Source organism: Endozoicomonas sp. Z74 (assembly GCF_057680865.1).
The window spans coordinates 59036-70850 of sequence record NZ_JBLYZI010000009.1 but is presented as its reverse complement, the minus strand read 5'-3'; the positions used below and the strand labels follow the sequence as shown (position 1 = coordinate 70850).

12 protein-coding genes are annotated in these 11815 nt (G+C 54.1%); 4 read left to right on the top strand and 8 right to left on the bottom strand.

Features of this window, described 5'->3' with window-relative positions; all coding sequences use genetic code 11:
* Nucleotides 1–38 precede the first annotated feature (38 nt).
* Nucleotides 39–998: a DHH family phosphoesterase gene (locus ACNRUY_RS04445; RefSeq protein WP_488110440.1), complete on the top strand. Its 960-nt coding sequence runs from the start codon at nucleotides 39–41 to the stop codon at nucleotides 996–998.
* Between the two features lie 12 nt (nucleotides 999–1010).
* On the opposite strand, the gene ACNRUY_RS04440 is transcribed toward ACNRUY_RS04445, so the two are convergent.
* From ACNRUY_RS04440 to ACNRUY_RS04420, 5 genes are all read right to left on the bottom strand, one after another.
* Nucleotides 1011–1805, bottom strand: coding sequence for an SDR family NAD(P)-dependent oxidoreductase (locus ACNRUY_RS04440; protein ID WP_488110439.1), 795 nt, complete (start codon nucleotides 1803–1805; stop codon nucleotides 1011–1013).
* Nucleotides 1806–1872: 67 nt separating this feature from the next.
* Nucleotides 1873–2346 carry an SRPBCC domain-containing protein gene (locus tag ACNRUY_RS04435; RefSeq protein ID WP_488110438.1) on the bottom strand — a complete coding sequence of 158 codons (474 nt, stop codon included), beginning with the start codon at nucleotides 2344–2346 and terminating at the stop codon, nucleotides 1873–1875.
* A gap of 56 nt (nucleotides 2347–2402) precedes the next feature.
* Entirely contained in the window at nucleotides 2403–3611 is a 1209-nt protein-coding gene (locus ACNRUY_RS04430) for a sulfotransferase family protein (protein ID WP_488110437.1), read from the bottom strand.
* Entirely contained in the window at nucleotides 3605–4747 is a 1143-nt protein-coding gene (locus ACNRUY_RS04425; protein ID WP_488110436.1) for a DUF1214 domain-containing protein, read from the bottom strand. The genes ACNRUY_RS04430 and ACNRUY_RS04425 overlap by 7 nt, the downstream gene beginning before the upstream one ends.
* 73 nt (nucleotides 4748–4820) lie before the next feature.
* The gene (locus tag ACNRUY_RS04420) at nucleotides 4821–5624 is read right to left on the bottom strand and encodes an SDR family oxidoreductase (RefSeq protein WP_488110435.1); all 804 of its coding nucleotides are present in this window, start codon (nucleotides 5622–5624) and stop codon (nucleotides 4821–4823) included.
* A 207-nt stretch (nucleotides 5625–5831) separates the two neighbouring features.
* Between ACNRUY_RS04420 and ACNRUY_RS04415 the strand changes: the two genes are divergently transcribed.
* From ACNRUY_RS04415 to ACNRUY_RS04405, 3 genes are all read left to right on the top strand, one after another.
* Entirely contained in the window at nucleotides 5832–6464 is a 633-nt protein-coding gene (locus ACNRUY_RS04415; protein ID WP_488110434.1) for a TetR/AcrR family transcriptional regulator, read from the top strand.
* Nucleotides 6465–6586: 122 nt separating this feature from the next.
* Nucleotides 6587–7165, top strand: a complete 579-nt coding sequence (locus ACNRUY_RS04410; RefSeq protein ID WP_488110433.1) for a hemerythrin domain-containing protein — start codon at nucleotides 6587–6589, stop codon at nucleotides 7163–7165.
* Between the two features lie 97 nt (nucleotides 7166–7262).
* The gene (locus tag ACNRUY_RS04405; protein WP_488110432.1) at nucleotides 7263–7955 is read left to right on the top strand and encodes a glutathione S-transferase N-terminal domain-containing protein; all 693 of its coding nucleotides are present in this window, start codon (nucleotides 7263–7265) and stop codon (nucleotides 7953–7955) included.
* Between the two features lie 12 nt (nucleotides 7956–7967).
* Here the strand turns inward: ACNRUY_RS04405 and ACNRUY_RS04400 are convergent, their stop codons facing one another.
* The 3 genes from ACNRUY_RS04400 to ACNRUY_RS04390 form a co-directional block, all read right to left on the bottom strand.
* Entirely contained in the window at nucleotides 7968–9932 is a 1965-nt protein-coding gene (locus tag ACNRUY_RS04400) for an acetoacetate--CoA ligase (RefSeq protein WP_488110431.1), read from the bottom strand.
* Between the two features lie 117 nt (nucleotides 9933–10049).
* Nucleotides 10050–10982, bottom strand: coding sequence for a hydroxymethylglutaryl-CoA lyase (locus tag ACNRUY_RS04395; protein ID WP_488110430.1), 933 nt, complete (start codon nucleotides 10980–10982; stop codon nucleotides 10050–10052).
* Nucleotides 10979–11785, bottom strand: coding sequence for an enoyl-CoA hydratase-related protein (locus ACNRUY_RS04390; RefSeq protein ID WP_488110429.1), 807 nt, complete (start codon nucleotides 11783–11785; stop codon nucleotides 10979–10981). Before ACNRUY_RS04390 ends, ACNRUY_RS04395 begins: the two co-directional genes overlap by 4 nt.
* Nucleotides 11786–11815 lie beyond the last annotated feature (30 nt).

Below are 11815 nucleotides of genomic sequence, written 5' to 3'. Positions count from 1 at the left end.
TTGAATAAGGCGGTTCTTTTTTCAGTTGAGAGCCTATTATGACCGACTACGATGTATTTAACGGCGATGCCGACGGCCTCTGCTCGCTGGTGCAACTTCGCAACCAGGAACCGAGGGACAGCGTTCTCATCACCGGTGTTAAACGGGATATTGCGCTTCTGGAACGGGTTAATGCCAGCCAGGGTGACCGGATAACGGTACTGGATATTTCTCTGGACAAAAATAAAACGGCGCTGAATCGCAACCTGACTGCCGGTGCCAGTGTTTTTTATGTGGACCATCACTACCCCGGAGAGATACCTGAACACCGCCGTTTGCAGACCATCATCAATGAAACGCCGGATGTCTGTACCAGCCTTCTGGTTAACCGGTTTTTAGACGGAGCCTTTGCTGCCTGGGCAGTGGTGGGTGCCTTCGGGGATAACCTGAAAAAAAGCGCCCGGGCTCTGGCACGGAATCTTGACCTGTCTTCCGATGAATTGCAGGTGTTGGAAAACCTGGGTATTTACCTCAACTACAACGGCTATGGCAGTGGTGTTGATGATCTCTACTTCAGGCCGGATGAGCTGTTTCAGATATTACTGCCCTATGCCCACCCTCTGGATTTTGTTCATCACAGCCAGGGGGACTTTGAACGGCTGGAAAGTGGCTATCACCAGGATATGCAATCCGCTTTCAAGACCCGGGCTGAAGCAAAGACCGCTCACAGTGCGGTTTATCTTCTTCCGGATCAGCCCTGGGCCCGTCGGGTCAGTGGTGTGTTTGGTAATGATCTGGCGAATCGGTCACCGGACCTGGCCCATGCCGTATTAACCAGAAAGCCTGACGGAGGCTACCAGGTAAGTGTCCGGGCGCCCCTGAATAATAAAACCGGGGCGGCAGACCTTTGTCGTCAGTTTCCCACTGGAGGAGGGCGTGCCGCAGCGGCAGGCATTAATGATTTGCCTGCTGACTCCCTGCAGCCGTTTATTCAGACCTTTGAAGACTGGTATCGCTGAAGGGGGTTGCCCTTACAGCTCTACCTCGAAGGTCTTTTTAATCCGGGTACTGACCAGATTGATGGCGGTGGAGCGGGGCAGGCAGCGGGTCATCATGAAATTCGCTGCCCGGTTACTCCGCCCGGCTGCTGCCGAAGGGCGCTTGCCCAGCATACTCAAAGCGTCCCTGACGGTGTCCTCGACACTCATCATCATCGGATCAGTAGCTTCGCCGCCCACAGCCAGGTAGCCTTCGGTTTTCGTCGGCCCTGGCATAAAGCCCAGGACATCCACTCCGGCGGGTTTAAGCTCAGCCCACAGTGATTCAGCCAGCTTCAGGTCGTAGGCTTTGCAGCCGGAGTAGTTGGCGTTCCAGGCACCCGCCACTTCCGCTGCCATGGACGACAGAATAATGATACCACCTCGCCCCCTGTTCACCATGTCACTGGCAAAGTGGTGGGTCAGTCGGAGCACAGCCCGGGTGTTGACGTGTAATTGTGTCACCAGAGAGTCAACACTCTGGGATAAAAATGGGCTGATACTGGCAATCCCGGCATTGTTCACCAGTAAACCCACCTGACGGTCACCGATCCTGACCAGTAGCTCAGGCATAAAGTCGTCTGTCGACAGATCAACGCAAACCGGCAGCACCTCCACGGAAAACGATTGTTGTAATTCCCGGGACGTCTGCTGGAGCTCTGACTCCAGCCGGTCAGCCAGTATCAGGTTCAGGCCTGCTTCCGCCAGCTGGCGTGCAAACCCGGCACCCAGGCCTCGTGCCGCCCCGGTGACCAGAGCCCAGGGGCCATAGTGTGTTGAAGAGATCATAGTTGTATAACCTTCCCTGGAGCCTGTCGGACTTATGTTTGAAAGCATAAGTCCGACAGGCTATTGGCTAAGAGGTTTCAAGGGCGAGTTGTTCGGCGTATTTTTGCTCGGCAAAGGTTTTCAGTCCCCGGGCACACAGGTTGAAGCCATCTTCCACCCGTTTGGCCATGAGTGCCATCATTTCTTTCATACCGGAACCGCCAAACTCATCAATGGAGTTATAGGCACAGCGGTCACTGCCCAGGGGGGTCAGGGTCTGGGTTCGTTCTGCGTGAATAGGGTCTCCGGGGTTATTTTCCATGGCCCAGGCAATGGCTTTGCAGGGTTCAATCCGGGTGATGTATTCAATTTGCTCCTGCAGGCCAAAACCCAGCTCGACCATCATTTTGATGGGAGAGCCCAGTTCAAGAGTCGCTTCCGCTTTGGGGCAGAACGGGTTCCATTGTCCGTAGGCTTCAAAGTTGACGAGAATATCCCATACCACTTCGGCGGGGGCGTTAATAATCATTTCATCCGATGAAACAGAGTCTCTGGTTATCATGGCTCACCTGTGTTGTGAAAAGTCGTAAGTCGGGTGTTATCCCGGAAGATTCCGGGTCACTGACTGATAGGCCACCGGCGGTCCTGGGTATAGAATTCAAACCGCTCATTGATCATGGCCTCGGTCAACCCATAAGACGCCAGGTCATATTCATGTCGGCCATGTTTGTTTTTGGGATTGGCGTCAATATGGGCCTGAATGGCCTGCTTTGATGCTCTGCCCAGGGGAAGTCCGAAGTGCTGGCAGATACGCTCAACCATAGCCATGGGCTGTTCCGCGCACTCCTGCTGTGAACAGTCAATGAACCGCTCTTCCGGAAGTTTTGCCCGTTCAGCCAGGCCTCTTTCCAGTGAGGTGGCGTACCATTCCAGAACTCTCCGGCCAATCTCCTTTGGATCAAGGTGGCTGCAGTCCCCTGCAAACATTTTCATGACAGCCCGGTTCATACTGTTGATGGAGGGGATCACCTGTTTCGGATCCCGGTGGCACCAGATAAACCGGGCGTCGGGAAAGACATTGACAATGGCGTCGATGCCCCACATGTGGGAAGGGGCTTTCAGCAGCCACTGTTTTCCCGGAGAGCGCCAGTTCAGCATTTTCAGCTGTTGCAGCTCATGCTCATACATTGAGGTCAGGTCCTGGGACTTCATCCAGCTGCCAAAAGGCTCAAACAACCCTTCAAACCCCAGCTGGGCACCACTGAAGGCAAATGCATGGAGCAATACGCACTCTTCCGGAGTGTCCGCGTCAATGTAGTGAATCTTCTGAAATTCCGGGTCCTGAAAATGAGCCATCGCTTCCGCCAGAGGTTTGTAGCGGGGATCTTCTTCTCCGGGCTGGCTGCCGGGCCAGAGGTCCGGAAGCTGCACTTCCCATTGCAGGGGAGCCCGGTTTTCAGGTGCAGCTGCCAGCAGGTTAAGCAGGGCGGAGGTTCCGGAGCGGGGCAGTCCGGTGACAAAAATGGGGGCGGTGATGGTCTGGTCGTGAATATCCGGGTGCCGTTTCAATGCTGCTTCCCAGCGCAGACGGGTGGACAACAGGTTGATCAGCCGCTCACGACACTTCTTTCTGCCAACGGGGTCTTTTACCAGCCGGTCATAGGTTTCAGCCAGAGCCTGCAAACCCTCCCGGTAGGGCAGGGTGCCAAAATCCGTCAGCCCCGAAAAGCGGGTGGCTTTTTCAATCAGTTCATCCACGTTGAAGGAAATAGGGGAAAGGTTTTTCTGTTGTTCATTCGCTTTGGTCATTGGCTTTTCAGCTAGCATGTGACGACTCCCTGTTGACGTTCTGTTTGCTCACCGGATTCCTTGAGCTCATGGAGTTTAACGACCCGGGTGTTCACCAGAGGGTGATGGTCAGCGCCAATCCAGCGCCAGCACATGGTGCCCTCCCTGTGGCCAGCGGTCTCAATCCAGTTGGGTAAGCCGGGGTCGGTGTGGGAAACCACAACCCGGACGCTGCCATCCGGTTCATACTGTGCCGTATGTTTATTGACGTGTATGTTGAAGTAGCGGTAATCCAGAGATTCCATCCACCAATTATCCAGCTGGAAATTCCAGGTCTGGCATTGGGGGATCACGGGCGCTTCAATCACCAGGGCTTCATCTTCCCCGAGGGACCAGGCGCTGTGAAAATAAAATATATTGGGGTCTCCGCCGATGGCCTGGCAGTAGTCCTGATCCGCAGGAGGAAGCTGGTTCACGTGGGGCAGAAAACTTTCACTCCAGTTTTCAAACAGTCGGGCGGCACCCTGAACCAGGCGGACTGCCCCCTGTAACCCCTGGTCCAGTTGTTCGGCTGTCAGGGGGGTAGGGCGTTCAAGGCTGGCGCCAAGGCGCTCAATGGTTAACTCGGCCCGTGTTTCCTTTTCCCTGTCCTGAAAGGTTTGTCGTATATTGATGGCATTGGTTTTCGGCCCCATGGGCAGCCAGTTCCCAGGCTGTTCCCTCTGGCTGAGAATAATTTCAAAGGTGCCGTCCGCTTCGATATGGATTTCCCTGGAGTCCAGGAAGCCGGTGGTTTCCATGGTGCCGCCGGAGGCGTATTTATTGATGATGGAGCTGAATCCCAGGTAGTCAACAGTGCCACGGGTGCCGGTAATGCGGTAGTCGCAGTCCGGGTTGACCACGGCCAGTTCATAGCGGTTGTCCGGATTATCGGCGCCCAGCTTGATGGTTTCATGGGCGCTGCAGCGCAGCACAGGAAAGTCGGGGTCACTGTATTCAAGAAAACCTTCCAGCCCCCCACGGAGCAGGCGCGCGAGGTACCGGTAGCCTTCGGCCTGGTTGAAAGGGTCTTTGGGGGCTTTATCACTCTGGATGATTTTTCCGGCTTCTTTCAGGGCGTCACAAAACGTTTCCCAGGTGGTGCCGTCCACCACCCTCTGTTCGGCTTGGTTCATTTTTTTCTTCTTTTTATTGTTGTTGTGGTGATGTTTATGCATTTCGAAGACTGAAGGTCTGGTGCTCTCAGCATCAGGCGGGCATATATTCACCACCGTTAACGTCTAATGTGGCGCCGGTGATGGCCGCGGCATAGTCGGATACCAGAAATAATGCGGCTTTGGCACAGTCCTCATCCCTTGGGATATGACCCAGGGCGATATTCGGGGTGATTTCGGCGATGACCTCCTCTTCCGGGATGTTGCGGTTTTTGGCCCTGAACTCCACATAGCTTTGCACCGGTTCACCCCACATCCAGCCCATCAGGGCGGTGTTGACACGAATGCCATATTGCCCCAATTCCCGGGCCAGGTACTTGGCGGCGGTTGTCAGGGCTCCTTTGGAGACGGCGTAACCGGATTCTCCGCCGAACTCCATGACCACCGGCTTTCGGGTGGCCTGGGTGTTGATCATGACAATGGCGCCGGATTTCTGCTCTTTCATGACTGGAATCACCGCCTGGGTCATGTTCATGGTGCCCATGAGATTGGTGTCCATGATCTCACGCCAGACATCCAGGTTGGCCGACTCGATGGGTTCAAAGTAACCGTGAAAGTAAGCGCTGTTGATCAGGGCGTCGACACGGCCAAAAGTTTTCAGGGTGGTTTCCACCAGGTGATCGCACTGAGTCCGGTCACAGATGTCGGTGGTGACTTTCAGTACCTTGCAGTTAACCTCCAGTTGAGCGATGCGTTGCTCTGCATCATCCAGTTTGGCCTGGGTTCTGGCGGCCAGCACGATCCCTTCCGCGCCAGCCCCGGCCGCCTGCAACGCCAGCTTGACACCCAGTCCGGGGCCAACGCCTGAAATAATGACAACCTTGTTGTTCAAAAGCATGGTGCAACTCTCCTGTTAAATGGCGATTTGTTTTTGTTGTATTTTGGCCATGGCCAGGTAACCGGCGGGCTTATCAGGTGATAAGTATGACTGGTTTTGGATCTGCTTATCAAGTGATAAGTTGGTGTCAATGGAATAGAAAATGAGGTGGAAATCTGTAAACTGCTGATGGGTCAACCAGTTAGATCAATCCAGCAGAAGAGTAAAATGGCCAGACAATCAACGCGGGACGTGATTTTGGATACGGCTGAACGGCTGTTTGCCGAGCGGGGAATGGACGTTTCCCTGAGGACGATCAATACAGAGGCTGGCTTCAGCGTCGCCGCACTACATTATCATTTTCGAACCCGGGAACGCCTGATTGATGCATTGATTGAGCGGCGGCAGACGACAATTCTGGCTTCCCGGAAAACGTTTCTGGACCGGCTTGAACCCATGGATAAACCGGATATTCACAGTATTGTTGAAGCACTGGTTCTGCCCCTGGCTGAGCCGGTTTTTGAGGATCCGGTAAGGGGGCTTTATGCCATCAAGTTTCTTTTTCGCACCTATGTTGACCAGACTGATTTCGAGCGATCCCGGACCATCACTGAAGAAAGCTACCGGATTTTTGATCGTCTGCTGGAGAGATCCCTGCCTCACCTGGACCCTGAACTTCTGCATCAACGCTGGGTGATTGCAGCGGAATTGACCTTTCAGGGGCTGGCCTCGTATTTCTCAAAAAAAGCGGATAGTGTAGTCACTGTGGGGCAGACAAAGGGCTGTGCGCCCGACTACCGGAAATACGTCAGCCGGCTGATTGATTTTATTGCCGGTGGCCTCGCGGCAGAGGCTTCCTGAGAGGGAATCGTGCTCTGGGCCTTCCGGGCTATGCCGGGATTAATTGATCTGGATCAATACTTGGAACCTGGATGCCCTATAAAAAATAAAGTGGGACTACAAATACAACGAGGGGTAGCTATATGACGACAGTGATTGACCGGATCATTAACGACCATCAGCATATGGCGCGCCTGCTGGATTGCCTTGACCATGAAGTGGCGGGCTATCGGGAAGGGAGTGATCATTCCCCCCAGCTGTCCATCATTCTTGAAGCCCTTGATTACCTCCACAACTACCCTGATGCCTTCCACCACCCCCTTGAGTCCAGGCTGATGGCGCGGTTGAAGCCCCGTCTGACCAGTAAGGAGGAAAGGCTTCAATTTGATATGATCGAGGATCAGCATAAGCAGATTAACGCCATGACCCAGAAGCTGGTAGAGGATTTCACCACGGTGGCTTCCGATCAGATTATTCCAATCAATCTGCTACTGGCTGAATACGCCCTGTACAGTGACTTGCAGAAGCAGCATATGCGTCTTGAGAACCGGTACATGATTCCGGCCATGAAAGCCCTGCTGACACCGGAAGACCTGGCGCTGGTTGAGGATGATCTTAAGCAGATGGCGGACCCGTTGTTTGGCTCCCATTTATGGGAAGCCTACGAGGATCTTTACCAGTATGTTGTGAACTGGGAAGAGGCTGGAGAGGCTACCGCCTGACGTTCTCTGAATGAATCATAAATACCGGGACTGAGGTAGAGCAGTAGATTCCCGGTAGGCCGATGTGTGTTCTGTCTCAATCTCACGGAAAGTATTCATGATCCTCTATGACCTGGCGGGTAGCCATGATGATTTGCGTTTCAGCCCTTATTGCTGGCGGGTAAAAATGTCCCTGGCTCACAAGGGGCTTTCAGTGGACAGTCGTCCATGGCGGTTTACGGAAAAAGAAGCCATTGCATTCAGTGACCAGAAAAAAGTGCCGGTGCTGGTGGACGGAGAGCAGGTGATTCATGACTCCTGGGATATCATGAATTATCTCGACAGGGCCTATGGAGATGCCCCCAGGCTGTTTGCCAGCGAAGCAGAAAGACAGACGGCGTTTAACCTGAAACTCTGGGTGGAAAGGACCGTTCACCTGCCACTGATTAAGATTATTCTGATGGACATTTATGGCTGCCTCCATGAAAAAGACAGGGAAACCTTCCGCAGTAGCCGTGAAGCCAGAATGGGCTGCAGCCTGGAAGACTTCTCGGATACCTCTGAGGCATCCATTCAGTCATTCAGGTCACTGCTGGAACCGGTCCGGGAAGCGCTTGAATGGCAGCCGTTCCTGAGTGGTGAGCAGGCGTCGGGTTCTGATTATATTCTGTTTGGCACCTTCCAGTGGGCACGTTGTACGTCTTCCATCCAGCTTCTGGAAGACGGAGATGCGATTTCGCTCTGGGGTCAGAGAATGCTGGCGCTCTTTAATGGGATGGCAGGCAAGGCGCTCACTGCTTCTGATTTATAACTGAATTCAGGTTTATTGCTCCAGCTCCCTGCGGTCTTTGAAAAACGCCAGGGCTTCAGGGTTGGCCAGGGCATCGGTATTGACCACCGGGCGGTTATGAATCACTTCCCGGACTGCCAGCTCAACGATCTTGCCGCTGATGGTTCGGGGAATATCCTTCACTTCCAGAATCTTTGCCGGCACATGCCTGGGCGTGGTGTTGCGGCGAATGGTCTGGCAGATCCTTTGAGCCAGTTCATCGGTCAGCTCTGTGCCGTTGATCAGCTTAACAAACAGTACAATACGTACGTCGTCTTCCCACTCCTGAGCGACGGCGATGCTTTCGAGAACCTCGTCCACCTTCTCAACCTGCCGGTAGATTTCAGCTGTTCCGATTCGGACACCTCCAGGGTTCAGTACTGCATCAGCACGGCCATGGATGATAACCCCACCCTGTTCTGTCAGCTCTCCGTAATCACCATGAGCCCATAGGCCGGGGTATGAGTGGAAGTAGGCCTTATGGTATTTCTGCTCCTGAGGGTCGTTCCAGAAGCCTGTGGGCATGGAAGGAAAGCTGGACTGGCATGTCAGCTCCCCTTTTTCACCGACCCGCTTTTCTCCAGTGGGGCTGATGAACTGGACATCCATCCCCAGGCCGCGGCACTGAAGCTCTCCGCGATAGACAGGAAGGATCGGGCAGCCCAGGGCAAAACAGGAAATGATGTCGGTGCCGCCGGAAATAGACGACACCCGCATGTCTGCTTTGACATCCCGGTAAAGGTAATCAAAGCTTTCATGAAGCAGGGGAGACCCGGTAGAAAGCAGGGCTTTAAGATGGGGCAGATGGTGACTGACAGCGGGTTTCACTCCTGCTTTTTCCAGAGCGGCAATGTATTTTGCACTGGTACCGAACACTGAGACCGCTTCCTGCTCCGCCATATCCATCAGAGCTTCAGGCCCGGGATGAAAAGGTGAGCCGTCAAACAACACAATGGTTGCCTCCAGAGCCAGCGTCGATACCAGCCAGTTCCACATCATCCAGCCGCAGGTGGTGAAGTAGAACAGGGTGTCCTCTTTTTTTACATCCGTATGCAAACCCAGCTCTTTCAGATGCTGAAGCAAGGTGCCGCCGTGACCATGGACAATGCATTTCGGAGCCCCGGTGGTGCCTGACGAGTACATAATGAACAGGGGATGATTAAACTCAACGGGAACAAACCGAACGCTTTCTGTTGAGTTTTCTGAGGGAGGCTGTCTGGAATTGCAAAACTCAGAAAACAGACAGCTGTTATTCAAGTGAGAAAGCTCAGGCTGATCCCGGGAGAATGGCACAATCACTGTTTGTTCGAGGGTTTTGATCTGCTGTTGGATGTCCCGTACCTTATCCAGGCAATCAATGGTTTTTCCGTTGTAAAAATACCCGTCAGCAGCCAATAATACTTTCGGAGCGATCTGCCCAAAGCGATCCAGCACCCCTTGAATACCAAAGTCCGGTGAGCAGGAAGACCAGACGGCGCCCAGGGAAACGGCCGCCAGCATCATGATCAGGGTTTCCGGACAGTTGGGCATAAAGGCGGCAACCCTGTCGCCTTTGGTAATTCCGGCTCCAATAAGCCCTTTCTGTGCCCGGGCAACGGATTGATACAGCTGTTTATAGCTGAGGGTGGTTCGGGTGCCGTTTTCTCCCCGGAAAATCAGGGCGGTTTTGTTGTCCCGTCGTTTCAGCAGGTGCTCGGCGTAATTCAGAGTCGCATCCGGAAACCACTGGGCTCCGGGCATGCTGTCTTTACCAAGAGTCGCGGAAGGAGGTTGGTGGAAGTTTACCTGGTAAAAGTCGGCCAGCAGTTGCCAGAAAGCCGGGCGGTCATTGATACTCCATTGATACAGGCTCTGGTAATCCTGCAGTGACAGGCCTGTACGCTGTTCAGCGTTGCTCATAAAGGCCTTCATATCAGACGCTGCCATTGTCCTTCTGTCCGGGGTCCAGAGAGCCGTCATGTGTCGTCCTTTTTTTGTTCTTTTTTTAATGATGATAACGCCGCTGATTTGGTTTTCTAGTTATTGTTGTGGTTTCCGGTGCGCGTTTTTTTTCACTCATGGCTATTGGTTATTAGCTCATGGCTGTTTTATTGCCGGTTTTCGTGATCGTGCCTGGCCAACACTGGACTGAGTTGAGATTCCCAGGTGGTCGCAGATGAAGTCAGCTGCCTGTAGCAGTAAGTCCATTTGTATGCCGGTGTTGAGGCCCATTCCCTCCAGCATGTACACCACATCTTCTGTGGCAACATTGCCCGACACTCCCGGGGCGTAAGGGCAGCCGCCAAGCCCTGCCACTGACGCGTCTACCACAGACAGTCCTTCTTCAATCACGGCATAGAGGTTAACCAGGGCCTGCCCGCAGGTGTTGTGAAAGTGTGCTGCCAGGGATGTGATGGGCACTCTCTGGGAGACTGACTCCAGCATCTGTTTGGCTTTCAGGGGAGTGCCAACACCAATAGTGTCTCCAAGAGAAATCTCATAACAGCCCATCTGGTAAAGCGCGTCACTGATGGAGGCCACCGCTGCAGGGGATACTTCGCCGTCATAAGGGCAGCCCATGACACAGGAAACATACCCGCGAACAGGCAGTTGATGTTTTGCGGCTTCTGCCATTACCGGCTCAAACCGCTTGAGACTTTCGCTGATGGAGCAGTTGATGTTCTTCTGGCTGAAGCCTTCAGAGGCGGAGGCAAAAATAGCCACTTCATCGGCCCCGGCTTTAAGGGCTGCCTCCAGCCCTTTGAGGTTCGGGGTCAGGGCGCTGTATTGTACAGCAGGCCGCCGGTGGAGCTTCTGAAATACCTGGTCAGAGTCGGCCATCTGAGGGACGGCCTGGGACGATACGAAACTGCCGGCCTCGATTCTTGTCAGACCGGCAGCGGCCAACCGGTCAATCAGTTCGGCTCGAATGCTGGCCGGAACCCCCTGGCTGAGGTTCTGCAGACCATCCCTGGCGCCCATTTCCACCAGGGTCACCCGGGCTGGAAATTGGTCGTTGCCGGGCCTCATAAACCCTTTCTCCAGGTGGGCTCCCGCTTTTCCAGAAAGGCGGATAACCCTTCCTGGGCTTCTTCACTGACCCGGATATCGGCAATCCGCTGACAGGTCAGGTCCATCAATGAATCATCCACTGTCTGACCGGAGACATCATGAATGAGTCGTTTTGCTTCTGCCATGGCCACCGGTGCATTGCTCAGGAGCTGATGACACTGAGCGCCCAGGGTTTCTTCCAGTGCCGAGTCTTTGCAGCGTTCATGGATCAGGTTCAGCTTGAGGGCCTGTTTGGATGAAATGGGCTCTGCACTGAGGAAGTAACGCCTGGCCTGGCGATGCCCCATTGCCCGGACCACATAGGGACTGATCACTGCGGGGATCAGGCCCAGCTTTACTTCGCTGAGGCAGAAACGGGCGGACTTGGTGCCAATGACGATATCGCAGGCTGTGATCAGACCAATGGCTCCGCCATAAGCGGCGCCCTGAACGGCGGCCAGGGTGGGGGCCGGGAACTGATCCAGCCGTTGCAGTAAGCTGGCCAGCTGTCGGGCGTCGTTGTGATTATCTTCCCGGCTCAGTTCCCGGGCCTGTTTCATTCCGTTCAGGTCGGCTCCGGTGCAGAAGTGTTTGCCGGTTGACTTGAGTATCAGGCAGCGGACCGTCTGTTTTTCCAGCTCGTCCAGAGCCTGATGCATCTGGTTAATCAGATGACTGTTCATGGCATTCCCTACTTCCGGACGGTTGAGGATAAGAGTGGCAATCACTCCGGTCTGGTTGGGAAGCGTTTCTATTTCCAGGGACAGGCTGTTATGGCTCATGACTCGCTCCTGATGGTAGCTGGGCTTTTG